Here is an 18,014-nt window from a genome sequence, read left to right on the forward strand (position 1 = left end):
GTCGCTTACTCTTCGAATGCTCTTCAAGGGATCACGTTTTAGATTAGTGATCCGGCAACTTCATGGCACGGTTTAGGCAGATCAAGCCACCGCTTCTTTATCGGCCGTCGGATCATCCGCCGCCTCAATCGCTTGCCAGATCGTAACCGCTTGACGGGTCACCGCCACATCATGGACCCGCAGGATATCCGCACCAGCTTGCACCCCAGCAAGTGCAGCCGCGATTGAGCCGCCTAGACGGTTATCGGCTGGGACATCATGATCCAGCTTGGCAATAAAACTCTTCCGTGAGACGCCCAACAGAATTGGCACATCAAGCCCGCGAAACCGGGCCAAATGCTTCAGCAATGAGAGGTTGTGTTCCAGGGTTTTGCCAAAGCCGATACCGGGGTCGACCACAATATGATCACGGCCAATACCAGCATCGAGGCAAGCCTGAATGCGTGCCGCCAGGTAATCGTAAACCTCGGATACAACGTCGGTATAGCTGGGGTTGTGCTGCATGCTTTGCGGCTCACCCTGCATATGCATCAGCATAACGGGGCGATTGAGACTAGCAGCGGTCGTTAGGCTGGCTGGGTCACCGGTCAAGGCTGTGACGTCATTGATGATATCCGCGCCGGCCTCAACCGCTGCCGCCATGGTGGCAGGGTGGCGCGTATCGATCGAGATTAGCGCGCCTGCCTCATCGGCAAATGGCTTAAGCCCCTCAATGACCGGGACGACTCTCGCCTGCTCGTTATCCGGCGCAACAGGGGCCGCACCGGGCCGGGTAGATTCCCCACCAATGTCCAAAATATGCGCACCCTGAGCCAACAACTCACAGCCATGGTCAACTGCCTGTTGTGGGTCGAGGAACTGCCCACCATCGGAGAAACTGTCCGGGGTCACATTAACCACCCCCATGATCCGGGGACGCGCCTGTCCTGTTTCAGAAACCATAAGCCCTGCTCGCCCTGCCATCTGGCTAAGCTGCGATATCGGCTAAAGACTCCGTCGTCCGGTCGAACAGGTCAACATCATTGAGGGAAACCGCCAGTAACATGGCGCCCTCTAGTAGCGCAAAAGCACGTGCAGCGTTTGTGGCGGCCGTTGCATCACCCCCCAAGTCAGCGCTCAAGCTCTCAATACCGGATGAAAAGAACTTCTGCGCCTGCTGGCCAACCCCTTGCGGCAGGCTTGCAAGTTCAAACCCCAACACCGCGCAAAGGCACATACCATCGCCAGAAGCCAGGGCATCGCGGAAGGCTTTACGCCAAGCGTCTAGGGGTGAGAGGCCATCGCTCTTACTCACAGACACCGCAGCACTGAAACGTTCCAGATAACGGCCGGCCACGGCCTCACCCAACGCTGCTTTGGTCGGGAAGTGGTAGTGCACGCTCGCGCTCTTAATACCAACATCTTCGGCCAATTCTCGGAAGCTGAAGCCGTTATAGCCAGCCAAGCGGATCCGCTTCTCAGCGGCATCAAGGATATCGTCGACGCGGTTCATCACCTGCTCTCCAATCTCGAAACCTATCAATTGATAGATAGGGGTTGAACAATTCACATTCCACCCCACATGCCTACCTATCGATAGATAGACAACCATTGGAGTTACTAAAATGCGTTTCGAGAGCAAAGTGGCCGCCATCACTGGGGGCAGTTCAGGCATCGGCCTTCAAGTGGCAAAAAGCCTAGTAGCTGAGGGCGCCAAGGTGGTGATCGGCGGGCGCGATCCAGACAAGCTTGCCGCCTCTGCCAGCGCCATTGACCCAACCGGAAAAGCGGTAGCAATCAGCGTTGGTGACATTGCAACCCCACAAACAGGCCAAGCACTGGTTAATACAGCGGTTGAGCAATTCGGCGGGCTCGACATTCTGATCAACAATGCCGGGGTCTTTAAACCAAAGCCGTTCCTTGAACTGACCGAGGGCGACTATGACTGGTTCCTCGACACCATACTGAAGGGCAAGTTCTTCACCGCTCAGGCTGCGGCCAAAGCGATGCAAGAGCGTGGTGGCGGCACCATTGTCCAAACAGGTTCGCTTTGGGCACTACAAGCGATTGGCGCGACGCCATCAGCCGCCTATTCAGCAGCCAATGCTGGTGTCCACGCCATGGTGCGAAACCTGGCCCTAGAACTGGCGCCATCCAATATCCGGATCAACGCGGTGGCACCGGCCGTGGTCGAAACGCCTGTCTACGGGACCTTCATGACCCCAGATCAGGTGAAAGAGACCCTGCCGACCTTCAATGACTTTCACCCCTTAGGTCGCAACGGCCAGCCGAAGGACATCAGCGAGGCAATGCTGTTCCTGGCCTCCGATGCAGCGAGCTGGATTACCGGCACCGTACTGCCCGTGGATGGCGGCGTCACCGCCGGCCGCAATTGATGATTACCGCAATGAAAAAGCCGGCTCGCAAGATCACGAGCCGGCTTTCTAACTTAGTTTCCCTGGCTTCAGGCTACGTGCCCTGTGGCTCAGGTTCTGGGCCTACGCCTGGCGGCTCACGGCGTGGGCGGCTGGTTGGTACTGAAGCGGCGCGCCGGCGTTCAGCATCCGCATCATCATCCGTTTCATCACGGTTCAGCTCTTCACCGTTCAGCAGTTTGGTGATGTCCTCACCGCTTAGGGTTTCGAACTCAAGCAGCGCCTCGGAAACCTTGACCAGATCATCCATCTTATCGGTCAGGATCTGCTTCGCCCGGTCATAGGCATCATCGACGATCATGCGGATTTCGCTATCGACGAGTTGGGCCGTGGCATCGGACATATTCTTCTGCTGGGCCACCGAATGGCCGAGGAAGACCTCCTGCTGATCCTCTGAGTATTTCAGCGGGCCGAGCTTATCCGACAGGCCCCATTCCGTAACCATCCGGCGAGCCATCGACGTGGCCATCTGGATGTCGGAGGAGGCACCGGTGGTAACCTTCTCATGACCGAAGATTAGCTCTTCTGCCACCCGGCCACCCATGGCAACGGTGAGGTCAGCCTCCAGCTTCTCGCGAGATAGCGAGATGCGGTCACCTTCCGGAAGACGCATCACCATACCTAGCGCCCGACCACGCGGAATAATGGTGGCCTTATGCACTGGATCAGACGCGGGGCAGTTGATCGCCGCAATAGCGTGCCCACCCTCGTGATAAGCGGTCAGCTTCTTCTCATCATCGGTCATCACCATGGATTTCCGTTCGGAACCCATCATGACCTTGTCCTTGGCATCCTCAAACTCAGACATGCCAACGACACGCTTGGTGCGGCGGGCAGCCAGCAAGGCAGCCTCATTCACCAGATTGGCGAGATCAGCACCGGAGAAGCCGGGCGTACCGCGTGCAATCGTTCGGGGCACCACATCGGCGGCCAATGGCACCTTACGCATATGGACCTTTAGGATCTTCTCACGACCCGCCACATCTGGGTTTGGCACAACAACCTGACGGTCGAAACGGCCAGGGCGCAGCAATGCGGGGTCAAGTACGTCCGGGCGGTTAGTGGCGGCGATCAGGATCACGCCCTCATTCGCCTCAAAACCGTCCATCTCAACCAGCAACTGGTTTAGGGTCTGCTCACGCTCATCATTACCCCCGCCGAGGCCAGCGCCACGGTGACGACCGACAGCGTCGATCTCGTCGATGAAGATGATGCAAGGCGCGTTCTTTTTGCCCTGCTCAAACATGTCACGGACACGGCTCGCACCGACACCCACAAACATCTCAACGAAGTCAGAACCAGAGATGGTGAAGAACGGGACATTCGCCTCACCCGCCACCGCACGCGCGGTCAGGGTTTTACCGGTTCCCGGCGGGCCGACCAGCAGAACACCCTTCGGAATTTTGCCGCCTAGGCGTTGGAACTTTTGCGGGTCCTTCAAGAACTCAACAATCTCTTGCAGTTCCTGCTTGGCCTCATCAATGCCAGCGACATCTTCAAAGGTAACCCGGCCATGCTTCTCGGTCAGCATCTTGGCCTTGGACTTACCGAAGCCCATGGCCTTACCCCCACCGCCCTGCATCTGGCGCATGACAAACAGCCAAACACCGATCAACAGCAGCATCGGGAACCAAGAGATCAGGATTGAGAGCAGCGACGGCACTTCACTCTCTAGCGGCTCTGCGACAACCTTCACACCGCTGGCGGTCAGCTGCTCAACAGGGTTTGCCTGGGGTGGCATGAACACGCTGTAGATTTCGCCGTTATTGGCAACAACCCGAAGGTTTTGGCCGCGCATCTGAACTTCGCGGACCTGGCCCGCATTCACGTCAGCGATGAAATCGGAATNGGCCACCGTATTCATCTGTTCCCGGTTGCCACCGGCTTGGAACAGATTGAACAGCATGATCAACAACACGCCGATGACCACCCAAAGCGCGATGTTTTTGCCGAAATTATTCACGTCGATCTAACCTTATTGAAATGGCCTGCCACCGGGTAAATCCGAACCAGACCGTCCAGCTGGCAACCCTATAGTGCTTTGACCTATGGGATAAGAGATAATCGCCCAGGCGCGCTAAACAACCGCGCCAACCTACATCAAAGAAATTAAGGCAATGCTCGCTGGGGTGCGAACCGCATCTCCCAGCCATGGAGCGGTGGTTGTGCCGCCATCTTGCTGGGCGCCAAAACGGCCAAGACCCCATCATTGGTCAGCAACGCAGGGAGCGACCAGCGTAACCGTGCAGGATAATCCGCAAACAGGGCGTAAAGCTCTGGTTTATCGGCCTTAATTTGCTGCCAGAGATCAGCACTGGCGGGTACAATCGACAGCGCTTCTTGATCAGTTGGCGCAGAAATCACGAAACGACGGTCCCAAACCAGCTTAGGCAGTACCTTGATTGGCTGCGGGTCAATTGCTGCGGCCTCGCGCAAGAATAGAAACCCATCAACACCTTCCCTGGTCTGCGGCCGGATAAGACAGCCGCCAAGCGTCTCGCCCTCGCTGCCTTTAGTGGCCAGTTGATCGCTCAGACGCTGAGCGGCATCGCGTGGCAAAGGATGCTGCCGGCCGCCGACGGCCCCGATAATCCTGGCGAGCAACTCGCGCTGAACGAAGCCATTCTCGAGCCCAAGCCAAGCATCCATACTCAGCCAGGCAGCCCCATCCGGCTCAACGGTTAGGGATTCCCGAGCCACCGATGAGATAACGCCATGGACCAACTCTGCGACTTCTCTCTGTTTAGCGGCGGCCTTGCCGATCGCATCAGGTGTTAAGCCCAGCCCAGCCAATAATGCCGCTGCTTCCCGCAAACCGGTGCGTTGGAAACGTGGATCCGAATTAGCGGGATCCTCGACAACTGGAACCGCCAATTCGTTACAAAGCGCCGTGAGTTGGGCCCTAAGCGTAGTCAGGAGCGGTCGAATGATTGTGAGACCATCATGACGGGATTGGCGTGGTGCCATACCGGCAAGCCCAGCCGCCCCGCTACCCTTAGCGAGGCGCATCAGGACGGTTTCGGCCTGATCCTCAGCATGGTGGGCGAGTGCCAGATGGTCGACATCATGGGCATGACACCATTCGGTCAGCAGTGACCAACGGATGTTTCTGGCAAACTCTTCAATCCCCGCATCGGGGATCAGCTGATCATGGGTCAGCACCTCAACTGCAAGGCCCCGGCCTTGCCAGAACTCGCCCGTTGCCTTGGCTTCCCGGTCACTACCCGGGCGCAACTTATGATCGACAATAAGGGCGGTTAGTTCAGCCCTATGCCGGTCGGCCCAAACTTGCAGGAGGGCCGCCAAGGCACTGCTATCCCCACCGCCAGACAGGGCAATGGCCAGATGCAGCCCCTCGGGAAAAGGGCCACAATCGGACATTAGGGCATCGAACTCAGCGGCGCTTAAAGGTGCCGCTAAGCCAGTAATGTTGTCATTGGCGAGGGATTGCTTAGCCACTGCCGCATTCAAGATCGCGGCGCTCAGCGGCGGCTTGCTGCTTTACCGACCCGGGCGCCTGCGGGTACTCCGCAGTCAGGCGATCAAGGGTCAAACATGCTTGCTCAGCCTGGCCCAGACGGCCAAGTGACATGCCCAGCTTCAATAGGTTTTCAGCCGCCTTGCTTGCCTCGGGGAAGTTTTCGTAGCCGGTGGCGAAGGCAACGACCGCCTCCCGGTAGTCACCATTCACAAAATGGGTTTCGCCAAGCCAGAACTGTGCATTGGCGGCCAGTGGGTCATCCGGATGGGCCGTCAGGAATTGGGTCAGGGCATCGGCAGCTGCATCAAACTGATACCGCTTCAACAGACCAAAAGCGTAGTCATACTGCGCCTGGGCGTCGCCTTCTGGCAGGGTCACCGAGACCGGCTCAGAGGAGGCCGGGGCAACCGCCGCAACTTGGCCGCCGGTCGTTGCTGTCGACGCGGCTTCCAGTGGCTGGCTTGCATTACCGCCCGGTTGAACGCCCGTTGGTGCCGCCCCTGCTGGTAGGGCACCTTCCGCCGTTCCATCGGCATTCAGAACCCCAAGCGTACGGACTGTGGTGCCAGCTGTAACCCTGGTGGCCGCGGCGGTAGCAGGCGCATTGTTGTTGTTCACGTTATCGATGGCATTTGGCCGAACAATGCGGGTGGTACTGGGTGCCGTGCCCGTAACCACCGGTTCGTCACCCGCCAGCGTTGGGGGTTGGCTCCCCATCGACTCAAGGCGGAATTCGATGTCGGCCAGAGACCGATCCAACCGGCCCGTCAATTGGTTCAAGTCAAAGCGAAGCCGCTCCACATTCCCGGTTAGTTGGCGCAGGCTGCTTTCCAGCGCCTGCAAGCGAACCTCTTGCTGACCTGACCAGTTCTCCGGTGCCGCGGCGGGCGCTTGGGCACTGCCAGTCGCCGGTACCTGGCCGCGATAGACCTGACGGTTCAAGGTCTGCAACTCACGCTCCAAACGCTCAAGGCGCGCGGCCATTGCATCTGGGGAATTGCCGAACTGTTGTGCCACGGCGGGCGCTGGAATCGCGGTACCGAGGGACATAACGGTAAGGCCTAAAGCCAGGGTCAGGCTGGATAAGATACGGGTCATCGCTCTTAATCGGTTGTCGGTCAGTGCCAAGTGGCCAGGTGGGCCAAAACGATGGCCTTTCGATAGCATGTTATCGCTGAATTACGACCGGAATTTAGCGGTCTTGACTGCAATTGCCCTTTGATTTGGGCAGCAAAAAGGCCGCCAGCAACACTGACGGCCCTTTTATCTGATTAATCGCGGTTAGCGATTAGCGCAGCACGGTGACGCCGCGACGATTTTGAGCCCAAGCAGATGGGTTGGAACCAACAACTTCTGGACGCTCTTTACCGAAGGAAACGGTTTGGATCCGGTTGGCTTCAACACCTTGGGCAATCAGGTAGTTGCGCACGGAGTTGGCGCGACGCTCACCAAGGGCGAGGTTGTATTCGCGGGTACCGCGCTCATCAGCGTGACCTTCAACCAGAACGGTGAAGCTGCCGTACTCGTTCAGCCAACGGGCTTGACCGTTCAGGGTCGAACGAGCTTCGGCGGTCAGGGTGCTTTGATCGGTTTCGAAGAAGATGCGATCACCAACGGTGACGACGAACTGCTCTTCAGAACCTGGGGCAGGTGCATTAGCCGCACCAGCAGCACCGGCATTGGACGCGCCATCGCCGCTATCCGCGGTATTGATTTCAGGGTCGGTCGCGCAAGCAGCGACGAGAAGAAGGGCAGCGAAAAGGCTCAGAAGGCGGGTCATCGGCTCGGTATCCTCAAACTTGGTTTTGATGGCACCAACCGGACAGGTCCTGTGTGGCTACCATTCGTAATAGGCTAGCAGGTTGAATTCGTTATCGTTCTACGCCCAACACACGGACTTAGACGATGTCGGCGGCGGTTTTAACGGAAATTCCCCGAAAGGTGAAGGGTTTGTCGTATCTGGACAGCTGATCCCAGCAAAGAACAGGGCTACGGGATAAGCGCTGACCAGGCCGGATCAGAGCCATCCACGGGGGTGCGCACCGGACGTTCGTTCTGACCGGTGAGGTCGATGGTGAAAAGCTGGGCCCGGCGCTGGCCGCTAACGGTCCGCTCTTTGAAGTACATCAGAACCCGACCATTCGGTGCCCAGGTTGGTCCCTCAACATGGAAAGCCTCAGTCAACAGGCGCTCACCGCTGCCGTCTGGGCGCATGACCCCAATAAAGAAACGGCCCCGGTGGATCTTCGTGAAGGCGATCAGGTCACCACGGGGCGACCAAACCGGGCTTGCATAGCGACCCTCGCCAAAACTGATCCGCTGCGCACCGCCACCATCAGCGTTCATGACATAGAGTTGCTGGGCACCGCCGCGATCACTCTCGAAAACCAATTGGCGGCCATCGGGCGAGTATGAGGGCGCGGTATCAATTGCCGGGCTTTCGGTTAACCGGGCCACCTGCCGCGTCCGCAAGTCCATCGTGTAGATATCGGTGTTGCCAGCCAAGGCCTGGCTCATCACCACCCGATTACCATCTGGGGAGAAACGCGGGGCGAAGGTCATGCCCGGGAATGAGCCCAGCACCTCAATCCGCCCGGTATCGATATTCAGCAAATAGACCCGGGGCTGGTTGTTCACATAGGCGAGATATGTGATTTCCTGCGCCGTCGGTGAGAAGCGCGGGGTCAGGACAAGCGTGTTTCGATCGGTCAGATAACGGTGGTTGAAGCCATCTTGATCCATGATGGCCAGGCGCTTGACCCGGCGGGTCGCCTCACCTTCCTCAGAGATGTAAACGATACGGGTATCGAAGTACCCCTCCTCACCCGTGATCCGCTTATAGATGGCGTCTGAAATGATATGGGCCACGCGGCGCCAATTACCCGGCGTTGTGGTGTAGGCAAGGCCTGCAATCTCGGTTTCACCGAACACATCCCATAGGCGGAACTCAACGCGCAGGCGGCCATCGGATTGGGTCTCGATTGAGCCACCAACCAGAGCTTGGGAATCAATAATCCGCCAATCAGAGAAGCGTGGGCCTACCTGCAAGCTTTCCGCTGTCTGGATATAAGCGTCACGATTGATCGGGCGGAACAGGCCTGAACGCTCAAGGTTACCTGAGATCACATCGGCAATCTCACGACCGACACGCTGATCATTCGGGCTGGAGCCAAAGAACTCAGTAATCGCCATGGGCAGCGGTTCAACCACGCCCTGGGTGATATCAATCTGCAGCTGCGCAACGGCGGGACGCGGGGCAAGCCCCAGGATCAGCATGGCCGTCAGCCCTGCCGCTAGCAGGGAAAGAGCGCGTGACATCATTGGAACATATCCCTTGGACTAAAGGTGATCGTCGTGACCTGCCAGGTTTGAAAACCCTCTAACGGCAGCGGCGTCAAGGGGCTGGCCTGCTGCACTGCACGTAATGCGCGTTCAGCAAAGGAGCGGTAGAACCCGTCACTACGGAACCTACCCACATCCTCAACCAACCGTACCTCGACCACCTCACGTTGGGCATTCAAGGTTATTTGAACAACCGCGACCATCTCAGAAATACCGCGGGCGCCAGCATCGATATTCCAAAACTGGCCAATATGGCGGCGCAAAGCATCAGCCTGGCTCGCGGTCAGCCGGTCTGCGGTACCGCGTGTAACGACGGAGATCGAGGAGGCGGTGGCCTCCGCCCGGTTGCGCTGAAGCTGATCGGCAATCGCCTCATCGCTGCGCGGTGCGGGCTCGGTGTCATCTAGATTGCGCAGCACGGATTGTAGGAACGCCTGTCGACTGTCCTCTTGGGTCGGCTGTTCTTGTGCTTGCTGCTGCGGTTCTGGGCGCGGCGGTGGTGGTGTGGGCTTCGCCACTGGAACCGGTGCAGGCGGTTGCACGGCGGTCTGCTCAACCGGCTCTGGCACGGGTTCAGCTGGGGCTGGCTCCGGTGTTGGTTCGGGCGCTGGTTCCGCAATAGGCGGCGGTGGCGGTGGCTCTGCAACTGGTTCAACGACAGCTGCAGGTGGCGGGGGTGCCGGGGTTGGTGCCGGCGCTGGCGGTGCTTCTTCAACCGGTGCTGGCGGCTCCGGTTCTGGGTCAGGCTCTACGACGGCAAGCTGGGGTTCGTCCGCCACCTCTTCCGTCGGGTCATTATTGGCTAGCTGGGTGAAGGTATCGAAATCGATCACCTCAATCGGCACCGGTGGTGCCACCGGCCCAAGCTCTCGACCAAGCTGTGGTGGCCCTAAGATGACCAACGCCAGCACACCAGCATGCAGCAGGAAGGATAGGCTGAGGCCNCGACTGTCCACCTCACCGCCTGAAATCAGGACGGTGCGTGTTGTGGAGAAATCGGAGCCGCGGCGAACCATATGGAGGAATCCAGCCCTATTGCGGTGTCTCGGTGACCAGGGCAACCCGNCGGAACCCGGCGGTATTGATCACCCCCATCACCGCCATGACCGACCCATAATCAAGGGTTCGGTCACCCCGCACAAAGATGCGGATGTCTGGATTATTCTCACTAACCGCGACCAGCAATGGCGCCACCCGCTCAAGTTCCACCACGGTTTCCTGAACATAGATATCGCCAGCCGCATCAACGGTTACGACGATCGGTTCTTCAGGATCAGATAGGGTGTTGGCCTGGCTTTGCGGCAACTCTACCGGCACGCCCACGGTCAGGAGGGGGGCCGACACCATAAAGACGATCAGCAGCACCAACATGACATCGACAAACGGTGTCACATTAATCTCTGACATCGCCGTGTAGCCGCGCCGCTTGCCGCGCCCACCTCTGGATGGTTGGTTCAACGAAGCACCCATCGGAGGTTCAGAGCTCCTCTTCCAGGGTTCGTGACAGGATCGCGCTAAACTCCGCCGAGAAGGCATCGAGGCGATCGGCATAACGCCCCAGATCACCGGCCAGCTTGTTAAACGCGATCACGGCCGGGATCGCGGCCAGCAGACCAAGCGCGGTCGCAAACAGCGCCTCGGCAATACCAGGGGCCACAACCGCGAGATTGGTGCTCTGCTCATTTGCGATAGCGGTAAAGGAATTCATAATCCCCCAGACAGTCCCAAACAGGCCGATAAAGGGGGCGGTAGAGCCGACACTGGCCAGGACCTGAAGCCCCTTCTCAACCCGTTCCATCTCACGCCCGATGGTTACCGCCATCACGCGTTCAATGCGTTGCTGGACACTGGCAGCCAAGTGTCCACCCTTCTTGCCCTCAGGTGGTGGGGCATTTCGCCATTCGCGCATAGCGGCGGCGAATACCGCACTCATCGGTTCACGAGGCTTATCACCGATCCGCTCAAACAACCCATCGATGGAACTGCCGGACCAAAAATCCCGCTCAAACTTTGCAGCCTCTTGATGCAGCTTCCGCAGCTTCATGGCCTTGGTGAAGATGATGCCCCAGCACCAAATTGATGCCAGCACCAGAAGCAGCATCACCGACTTCACGACGATATCGGCGCGCCAGAACAAACCCATCATGGTGAGCTCTCCGCCATGGGCCATGGCAGCGGCGCTTTGGGCAACGGTAACGACCTCGTTTTCCATCTCTGTTCCGTAAGTTGGGGGCTAATCAGGGTTAGTGGGACGAACTAGTTTGGGCAAAACAAGCGGCAAAGGGGTCACGGATATCCGGCGGCAATCGAACGGGCCGACCAGCCGCGCCAACGCAGGCCAGTGTCACTGTCAGGCTCGCCAAATCCTCGCCATCCTTCTGGGCCGCTTTTATGGCATCGCCATGGCTGGAAGACGGCAGTTCCGGTGCATTGCTCGGAATTCGGACAATCTGTTGCCGCAGGGTCAACTTGGCCCCGCTTAGGCTTTCGACGGAGGTCTCCACCAGCAGGCAGTCATCCATCTCGGCGCTTTTCAGGAAATCAATCGCCAGATGCCGGGCGGCAAACACCACGCCGGTATCAGCTTTGAGCTGGGTCTGGTCGATCCCCAAACAACGCAGAAACTCTGTACGCGCCCGCTCGGCAAATTTCAGGAAATTGGCATGGTAGACGATGCCGCCAAAATCCGTGTCCTCGTAGTACACGCGGAGCGGGAGGTAGTGGCAGCCATCGATAACGGCGCCGGTTGTCGGCAACAGCATGACGGTCACGGGGTCTTCTCATCCCCGTTGGTAAACAAATCCGCCGATGCCCGGCTCTCGATATCCGCCGGGGCCGGCAGACCCAGATAGCGGTAGCCGCTGGCACTTAAGCAGCGACCACGTGGCGTCCGCTGAATCAGCCCCTGCTGCAGCAGGTAGGGCTCAATCACCTCTTCAATAACATCGCGCTGATCGGCAAGCGCGGCGGCCAAGGTTTCGGCGCCAACTGGCCCACCGCCATATTTCTCGGCAAGGCAACTTAGGTAACGGCGGTCCATCGCGTCGAGGCCCTGGGCATCAACCTCAAGGCGTTGCAGGGCACGGTCTGCGGCGGCACGATCCACCACCTCAACACCATCCATGACGGCAAAGTCCCGAACGCGTTTCAGTAGGCGACCGGCAATACGCGGCGTGCCACGGGCTCGCTTCGCAACCTCCAACGCGCCCGCATCATCCATAGCGATCCCAAGCTTGGTGGCGTTGCGAGAGACAATGGTGGCCAACTCTTCATCGGCATAAAATTCAAGGCGCAGCAGGATGCCAAATCGGTCCCGCAGCGGGTTGGTCAACAACCCAGCACGCGTCGTTGCACCAACCAGGGTAAAGGGCGGCAGATCAATGCGAACGGATCTCGCGGCTGGTCCCTCACCGATGATCAAATCCAGCTGGAAATCCTCCATCGCTGGATAAAGCACCTCCTCAACCGCTGGGTTCAGTCGGTGGATCTCATCAATAAAGAGAACATCCCGCGCCTCAAGATTGGTGAGAATGGCGGCAAGGTCACCGGCTTTTGAGAGCATGGGGCCAGAGGTCGCCCGGAAACCAACACCAAGCTCCCGGGACACGATCTGCGCCAGGGTGGTTTTGCCGAGACCAGGCGGCCCATGGAACAGCGCATGGTCCAACGCCTCTCCCCGTTGAGCGGCAGCACCAACAAAGACGGACAGGTTCTCACGCAGCTTTGCCTGGCCAACGAAATCGGTCAGGCGCTCAGGGCGTAGGCCACCGTCAACGGCGCGCCCATCCTCGATGTCGCCATCCTGGGGATCGCCTGCCACTAACCTTTCGACGTTATCGCTCATGCGCCCTTACTCATGCTGGTGCGAGCTCCTTAAGGCTGGCCCGGATGAGGTCATCGATTTTTGCCCCCTCGCCCAGGCTCTGCTGGGCCTTCAAGGCTGCGCGGTGGGCATCCGACCGGTCATAACCAAGGTTGGCAAGGGCTGAGACGGCATCATTCACCGCATTTGGGGCAGCATCCGCCACCGGTGCGGCTGCCGCTGGCATCGGTGTGACCACGGCACTGCTACCCTTGGTGGGCGTTAAGGCGCTGCCGACCAGCTGCGGGATCTTATCCTTAAGCTCCGAGACAATGCGCTGGGCCAGCTTGGGGCCGACACCGTCGGCACGGGTAACCGCGCGCTTATCCTCGGAAGCAATCGCTGTGGCCAGATCATTGGTTGAGAGCGCGGATAGGATATTGAGCGCAACCCGACCGCCAACCCCCTGAACCTTGGTCAGAATTTCAAAGGCTTGCTGCTCTTCCGCCGTCGCAAAACCAAACAGGGTGACCGCATCCTCACGCATTTGCAGGTGGGTCGTCAGCTTCGCCGGTTGGCCCACGCCACCCAGCTGGCCAAGAGTTCTGGATGAGGCCTGAACCGTAAAGCCGACGCCGCCCACATCGATCACGGCGGTATCTGAGAAGATGGCGGCAATGGTGCCATTCAACGAGGCGATCATAGCTTAGACAGCTCCCGCAATTGCTTGGGCAGCGCGTGCGGTCGCGCCCCGATGATGGGCATGGCAAATGGCGACAGCCAGGGCGTCAGCCACATCCGATGCCGTGCTGGCGGGACCAAAATCAACGCCAGGAAGCAGGGTCTTAACCATGTGTTGGATCTGGGTTTTATCAGCATGGCCAGCACCAACCACGGACTTCTTAACCAGGTTTGGCGCGTATTCCGCAACGGAGAGCCCGGCATTGGCGGGCGCCAAGAGTACAACACCGCGCGCCTGCCCTAGTTTCAGGGTCGCCGCCGGGTTCTTGTTCACGAAGGTTTCCTCAACCGCAGCTTCATCCACCGTGTAATCGTTGATGAGCTTAAGCAAAGCATCGAACAGGGCACTGAGCCTGGAGGCCAGCGACCCATCAGTTGGCGGCGTGATTGCCCCCGCAGCAATGTAAGAAAGCCGATTACCCTCTGCCGACACTATGCCCCAACCAGTCCGGCGAAGACCCGGATCCAGGCCGAGAATACGAACCGGCCCAGTTGCAGAAGCGGTGGCGGAGTTGGTCAAGAGGCGAGCCGTTCCATCACCTCATCGGCGATGTCGAAGTTTGCGGAGACGTTTTGGACATCGTCATTGTCGTCCAACACGTCCAGCAGCTTCAACAAAGTCGCGGCCTGATCCTCATTCACAGGGATGGTATTTTGCGGAACCCAAGCAAGACCAGCCTGTTGCGGCTCACCCAGACTTTCCACAAGCGCCTCACGAACAGCGGCGAAGTCCTCAACCGGGGTTGTAATCTCGTGGGTTTCGTCGGTCGATTCGACGTTATCGGCCCCGGCTTCAACCGCCGCCTCAAACACCTGATCGGCATCACCGACACTGGCCGGATACATAATCTGGCCGACCCGATCGAACATGAAGCTGACCGAGTTGGTCTCACCCAGCGTGCCACCATGTTTGGTGAAGGCAGAGCGGATTTCCGCTGCTGTCCGGTTCCGATTATCGGTTAGCGCCTCAATGATGACCGCAACGCCGCCCGGGCCATAGCCCTCATAGCGCATCTCGTCATAGCTCTCGCCATCACCATCGCCGCTGCCGCTCTTGATGGCGCGGTCGATCCGCTCATTCGGCATATTGGCCTGTTTCGCGGCTGCAATCGCGGTGCGCAGCCTTGGGTTCATGTCGGGATCGGGCATCCCACTTTTCGCCGCGACAGTGATCTCACGGGCGATTTTGGTGAACAGGCGCGCACGCTTTGCGTCTTGGGCACCTTTGCGGTGCATGATGTTTTTAAATTTGGAATGGCCGGCCATGGCGTGTGTTCGTCTCGTCAGCTAGCGGGAACGGAATTTCAAATCAGTGAGCCATGGGTGTAGCGCAGCCTTAAACAGATTGGTAGTGATGGTGCGCTGCAAACTCTTGGCTACCCTCAGTACCTATGCGCCTAAAGTTCGAAGATATGACCGTGCTTGTCGCCGATGACAGCCCGACCATGCGCGCATTGCTGAAATCCGCCTTGGAGAGCTTCCGGGTGAAACAGGTGCTGGTTGCACATGATGGCGATCAGGCGTTCCAACTGTTTAAAGAGAGCTGGGCCGATCTGGCGATTGTCGATTGGAACATGGGGCCGACCAACGGCATTGAGTTCGTCCGCCTACTGCGCAACAGCCCAGAGAGCCCTAACCCCTACATTCCAGTGATGTTGGTGACCGGCCATGCGGATGCCGAGCGGATTAGTGAGGCCCGCGATGCCGGTATGACGGAAATCCTGTCAAAACCCATCGCGCCTAAGACACTAATGCAGCGGATTGAGCTGGTGTTTAGCAACCCGCGCACCTTCATCCGGTCCAGTGATTATTTTGGCCCGGATCGACGTCGGCGCAGCGGTGGGTTCAAAGGCGTAGATCGGCGGACCAAGCCTGGCGATATCGACGACGAAACCCGTTAAGCAGGGGCCGCTGCGGTTGCCCGCCAGCTGTCATCAGGGATAGCTGGTTGAAGCTGCCCACCCATCCGGATCGGGGTTACCCGCTTGGCCAGACCGGTTGCGTCATCTGTCTCTAGCAGCAAACCACAAATCGTTGCCTCACCAGTCGCAGGCTCGGCCCGCTCGGTCGGTAGGCGCTGGGTAAAGCGGGCTGTTGAGCTGCTTTTGCGCATGCCGATCACACTGTCATAATCCCCGCACATGCCAGCATCGGTCTGATAAGCCGTCCCACCAGGGAGTATAAACAAATCGCTCGTCGGCACATGGGTATGGGTGCCCACGACAAGGCTGACCCGACCATCGAGATGATGCCCCATGCCCATTTTCTCGGACGTTGCCTCACCATGAAAATCAAGCAGCACGGCGTCGATATTGCGGCCTAGTTCGTAGCGCTCCAAAAGGCGGTCCAGGGCGGCAAAGGGGCTATCATTTAGCTCCATAAACAGCCGCGCGATGGCATTGATCACCATCACCTGGCGGCCATCACTAAGCTTAAAGATACTGAAGCCACGACCCGGCGTTCCAGCTGGGAAATTCAGCGGCCGCAAAAGCCGCTCATCCCCATCGATATGATTAATGATCTGCCGTTGGTCCCAAACGTGGTTGCCGGTGGTGATGCAGTCCACCTCAGCATTGTACAGGCTTGAGCAGATGTCTGGCGTAATGCCGAAGCCGTGGGCCGCGTTCTCACCATTCACCACGACGAAGTCGAGGCCGTATCGGGCGCGCAGGTCAGGCACGGCGTTCAGCACCGCATCGCGGCCGCTCCGCCCCACCACATCACCCAGAAACATAATTTTCATGGCTTGCCCGCCTTAACCGTCAGCTTTCGAAGCGAAGGACATAGCCCCCTGATCCGTAACAATCCAGTCAAGCGGCACATCATGCGGCTCGCGCGGCAAATCTTCGCCTTGCTGCGCATGGTGGGCGAGGCCGATCAGCGTAACCGGCCCCAGCTTACGAAGCTCGGGCACGGTTCGATCATAAAAGCCGCCCCCCATACCAAGTCGGAAGCCATGTTGGTCAAATGCCAGCATGGGGATTAGTAAGGTATCGGGCAGCAACTCCGGTGCGTCCGGCTCAGGCTCGTAAACCGGGAGGTCGCCCTTGATCATCTCGGTGTCCGGTGTCCAACGCCTGAAGATCATGGGGCGCTCGCGCGCGACTACTACAGGCAGGGTGATCTGATGACCGGCGGCGATAAGGCCAGCCATAATAGGCCGGGAGTCTATCTCGCCCCGGATAGGCCAATAGCCAGACACGACCCGTGGCCCATCCCAGCCAGCAACGAGCTCTAATAGATTGGTGGTCAACGGCTGGACCACCGCTTCCATATCCAAGTCAGCACGAACCGCGCGCCACGTTTTACGGAGCGCGATCTTCTCGGCGATAGGATCTGAATTGGGAGGAGGTGCGGAGGGTGCCACGTGAACCGTCGACTTGATCTTTATCCTCTAGCGGCCAAACCAACTAGGTGGGTACCGCGGCCCAAGCAAACGATTTGTCTGCTGGACTTTTAGCTGGGCCAGAGCCCGGCCAGTGGCGGTTCCCGCGATAAAAGATATCGCCCCTGGGATATAGCAGTCTAACGCGAGCCGCAGCGCGACCCTCCGCTAGAGGTATATTTAGTCTGCTTGTAGGCTATCAGCAATCGCCGCGACACGGCGGGTCAGATATTCCACAGCTTCAATCGCCTGCCCGGCCTGATTATCAGCCTCGGCTTTGTCCGCTTTAGAGGGACCATCACCACCGGTTCGGCGCTCTTCAAACAACTCATCAGCAACCATCAAGGTGGTTAGGGCCATGATGATGCTGTCGCTGCTGCCCGGCGCCGCATTGGCGATCTGCTGGGCCCGACTATCGACAAAGGTGGCCAGCTCTTGGACCCGCCCCTCTTGCCCGTCATCACAAACGATTGGGTACTTGCGGTGATTGATTGAGACCTCAACCCTAGCCATTGGCCGCCTCCTTCAACAGATCCTCGACCTTCGCAATTCCAGCATCGACGCGGAGTTTGAGGGCGCTCAAATCATCCTTCAACGCGGGATCGGCTGCGGGCTCTTGCTCACGCGCAAGCTCACGGGCGGCTTGCTGCTTGGCATTGGCTTGCAGGCGGTCCAGCTCTCGATCGAGCGCTTGCAACGCGGTTCTGAGGTCTTGGCTCATGAAAATGACCCTTGGGCGGATAAACTTTTCAGGCGGCGAGGAGACGCACACCGATTGATCCCTGTTTTAATCATTCCGCCGACGATTTGAAGGGCTCTCCACAGGGTTTTGCGATTCCCCTGTTGATT

20 protein-coding genes are annotated in these 18,014 nt (G+C 58.7%); 2 read left to right on the forward strand and 18 right to left on the reverse strand.

All coding sequences use genetic code 11. The features are described 5' to 3' along the window. Positions 1–81: 81 nt before the first annotated feature. Positions 82–963, reverse strand: coding sequence for a dihydropteroate synthase (gene folP, locus KI792_10370; protein ID MBV6633418.1), 882 nt, complete (start codon positions 961–963; stop codon positions 82–84). A 4-nt stretch (positions 964–967) separates the two neighbouring features. Next, entirely contained in the window at positions 968–1,492 is a 525-nt protein-coding gene (locus KI792_10375) for a TetR/AcrR family transcriptional regulator (GenBank protein MBV6633419.1), read from the reverse strand. A gap of 112 nt (positions 1,493–1,604) precedes the next feature. Here KI792_10375 and KI792_10380 point away from each other — a divergent pair, with 112 nt between their 5' ends. Further along, a complete protein-coding gene (locus KI792_10380) occupies positions 1,605–2,375 on the forward strand; it encodes an SDR family oxidoreductase (protein ID MBV6633420.1) in 771 nt (256 codons plus the stop codon). A 73-nt stretch (positions 2,376–2,448) separates the two neighbouring features. Here KI792_10380 and ftsH read toward each other — a convergent pair whose 3' ends face one another. The 12 genes from ftsH to KI792_10440 all read right to left on the reverse strand — a co-directional run bounded on the left by ftsH (position 2,449) and on the right by KI792_10440 (position 15,046). Then, positions 2,449–4,377, reverse strand: coding sequence for an ATP-dependent zinc metalloprotease FtsH (gene ftsH, locus KI792_10385; GenBank protein ID MBV6633421.1), 1,929 nt, complete (start codon positions 4,375–4,377; stop codon positions 2,449–2,451). 146 nt (positions 4,378–4,523) lie between these two features. Then, entirely contained in the window at positions 4,524–5,873 is a 1,350-nt protein-coding gene (gene tilS / locus KI792_10390) for a tRNA lysidine(34) synthetase TilS (GenBank protein MBV6633422.1), read from the reverse strand. Next, the gene (gene ybgF, locus KI792_10395) at positions 5,866–6,993 is read right to left on the reverse strand and encodes a tol-pal system protein YbgF (GenBank protein ID MBV6633423.1); all 1,128 of its coding nucleotides are present in this window, start codon (positions 6,991–6,993) and stop codon (positions 5,866–5,868) included. Before ybgF ends, tilS begins: the two co-directional genes overlap by 8 nt. Before the next feature lie 190 nt (positions 6,994–7,183). After that, positions 7,184–7,675, reverse strand: a complete 492-nt coding sequence (gene pal / locus KI792_10400) for a peptidoglycan-associated lipoprotein Pal (protein ID MBV6633424.1) — start codon at positions 7,673–7,675, stop codon at positions 7,184–7,186. Positions 7,676–7,884: 209 nt separating this feature from the next. Next, on the reverse strand, positions 7,885–9,216 hold the full coding sequence (tolB, locus tag KI792_10405; protein ID MBV6633425.1) for a Tol-Pal system protein TolB: 1,332 nt from the start codon (positions 9,214–9,216) through the stop codon (positions 7,885–7,887). Positions 9,217–10,269: 1,053 nt separating this feature from the next. Continuing rightward, positions 10,270–10,707, reverse strand: a complete 438-nt coding sequence (gene tolR / locus KI792_10410; protein MBV6633426.1) for a protein TolR — start codon at positions 10,705–10,707, stop codon at positions 10,270–10,272. A gap of 7 nt (positions 10,708–10,714) precedes the next feature. Then, positions 10,715–11,449, reverse strand: a complete 735-nt coding sequence (tolQ, locus tag KI792_10415; protein ID MBV6633427.1) for a protein TolQ — start codon at positions 11,447–11,449, stop codon at positions 10,715–10,717. A 31-nt stretch (positions 11,450–11,480) separates the two neighbouring features. Then, positions 11,481–11,999, reverse strand: coding sequence for a tol-pal system-associated acyl-CoA thioesterase (locus KI792_10420; GenBank protein MBV6633428.1), 519 nt, complete (start codon positions 11,997–11,999; stop codon positions 11,481–11,483). Between the two features lie 5 nt (positions 12,000–12,004). Then, positions 12,005–13,081 (reverse strand): Holliday junction branch migration DNA helicase RuvB, encoded by a 1,077-nt coding sequence (gene ruvB / locus KI792_10425; GenBank protein MBV6633429.1) that lies wholly within the window; start codon positions 13,079–13,081, stop codon positions 12,005–12,007. 10 nt (positions 13,082–13,091) lie between these two features. Then, positions 13,092–13,742 carry a Holliday junction branch migration protein RuvA gene (ruvA, locus tag KI792_10430; protein ID MBV6633430.1) on the reverse strand — a complete coding sequence of 217 codons (651 nt, stop codon included), beginning with the start codon at positions 13,740–13,742 and terminating at the stop codon, positions 13,092–13,094. 3 nt (positions 13,743–13,745) lie between these two features. After that, positions 13,746–14,300 (reverse strand): crossover junction endodeoxyribonuclease RuvC, encoded by a 555-nt coding sequence (gene ruvC / locus KI792_10435; GenBank protein ID MBV6633431.1) that lies wholly within the window; start codon positions 14,298–14,300, stop codon positions 13,746–13,748. Next, a complete protein-coding gene (locus KI792_10440) occupies positions 14,297–15,046 on the reverse strand; it encodes a YebC/PmpR family DNA-binding transcriptional regulator (GenBank protein MBV6633432.1) in 750 nt (249 codons plus the stop codon). The genes ruvC and KI792_10440 overlap by 4 nt, the downstream gene beginning before the upstream one ends. A 146-nt stretch (positions 15,047–15,192) precedes the next feature. Between KI792_10440 and KI792_10445 the strand changes: the two genes are divergently transcribed. Continuing rightward, complete coding sequence (locus KI792_10445) at positions 15,193–15,681, forward strand: response regulator (GenBank protein ID MBV6633433.1); 489 nt, start codon at positions 15,193–15,195, stop codon at positions 15,679–15,681. Here KI792_10445 and KI792_10450 read toward each other — a convergent pair. The 4 genes from KI792_10450 to KI792_10465 all read right to left on the reverse strand — a co-directional run bounded on the left by KI792_10450 (position 15,678) and on the right by KI792_10465 (position 17,886). Beyond that, positions 15,678–16,523 carry a TIGR00282 family metallophosphoesterase gene (locus tag KI792_10450; protein MBV6633434.1) on the reverse strand — a complete coding sequence of 282 codons (846 nt, stop codon included), beginning with the start codon at positions 16,521–16,523 and terminating at the stop codon, positions 15,678–15,680. The genes KI792_10445 and KI792_10450 overlap by 4 nt on opposite strands. A gap of 12 nt (positions 16,524–16,535) precedes the next feature. After that, positions 16,536–17,060, reverse strand: a complete 525-nt coding sequence (locus KI792_10455) for a 5-formyltetrahydrofolate cyclo-ligase (protein ID MBV6633435.1) — start codon at positions 17,058–17,060, stop codon at positions 16,536–16,538. Between the two features lie 285 nt (positions 17,061–17,345). Beyond that, the gene (locus KI792_10460) at positions 17,346–17,678 is read right to left on the reverse strand and encodes a cell division protein ZapA (protein MBV6633436.1); all 333 of its coding nucleotides are present in this window, start codon (positions 17,676–17,678) and stop codon (positions 17,346–17,348) included. Continuing rightward, a complete protein-coding gene (locus tag KI792_10465; protein ID MBV6633437.1) occupies positions 17,671–17,886 on the reverse strand; it encodes a hypothetical protein in 216 nt (71 codons plus the stop codon). Before KI792_10465 ends, KI792_10460 begins: the two co-directional genes overlap by 8 nt. Between the last annotated feature and the right edge of the window lie 128 nt (positions 17,887–18,014).

It is taken from the genome of Alphaproteobacteria bacterium SS10 (assembly GCA_019192455.1).
Classification (GTDB): domain Bacteria; phylum Pseudomonadota; class Alphaproteobacteria; order TMED2; family TMED2; genus TMED2.

Coding starts and splice junctions, on each gene's coding strand:
- folP (MBV6633418.1), bottom strand. CDS start 963: ATGGCAGGGCGAGCAGGGCTTATGGTTTCTGAAACAGGACAGGCGCGT.
- KI792_10375 (MBV6633419.1), bottom strand. CDS start 1,492: ATGAACCGCGTCGACGATATCCTTGATGCCGCTGAGAAGCGGATCCGC.
- KI792_10380 (MBV6633420.1), top strand. CDS start 1,605: ATGCGTTTCGAGAGCAAAGTGGCCGCCATCACTGGGGGCAGTTCAGGC.
- ybgF (MBV6633423.1), bottom strand. CDS start 6,993: ATGACCCGTATCTTATCCAGCCTGACCCTGGCTTTAGGCCTTACCGTT.
- pal (MBV6633424.1), bottom strand. CDS start 7,675: ATGACCCGCCTTCTGAGCCTTTTCGCTGCCCTTCTTCTCGTCGCTGCT.
- tolB (MBV6633425.1), bottom strand. CDS start 9,216: ATGATGTCACGCGCTCTTTCCCTGCTAGCGGCAGGGCTGACGGCCATG.
- tolQ (MBV6633427.1), bottom strand. CDS start 11,449: ATGGAAAACGAGGTCGTTACCGTTGCCCAAAGCGCCGCTGCCATGGCC.
- KI792_10420 (MBV6633428.1), bottom strand. CDS start 11,999: ATGCTGTTGCCGACAACCGGCGCCGTTATCGATGGCTGCCACTACCTC.
- ruvB (MBV6633429.1), bottom strand. CDS start 13,081: ATGAGCGATAACGTCGAAAGGTTAGTGGCAGGCGATCCCCAGGATGGC.
- ruvA (MBV6633430.1), bottom strand. CDS start 13,742: ATGATCGCCTCGTTGAATGGCACCATTGCCGCCATCTTCTCAGATACC.
- KI792_10440 (MBV6633432.1), bottom strand. CDS start 15,046: ATGGCCGGCCATTCCAAATTTAAAAACATCATGCACCGCAAAGGTGCC.
- KI792_10445 (MBV6633433.1), top strand. CDS start 15,193: ATGACCGTGCTTGTCGCCGATGACAGCCCGACCATGCGCGCATTGCTG.
- KI792_10450 (MBV6633434.1), bottom strand. CDS start 16,523: ATGAAAATTATGTTTCTGGGTGATGTGGTGGGGCGGAGCGGCCGCGAT.
- KI792_10460 (MBV6633436.1), bottom strand. CDS start 17,678: ATGGCTAGGGTTGAGGTCTCAATCAATCACCGCAAGTACCCAATCGTT.
- KI792_10465 (MBV6633437.1), bottom strand. CDS start 17,886: ATGAGCCAAGACCTCAGAACCGCGTTGCAAGCGCTCGATCGAGAGCTG.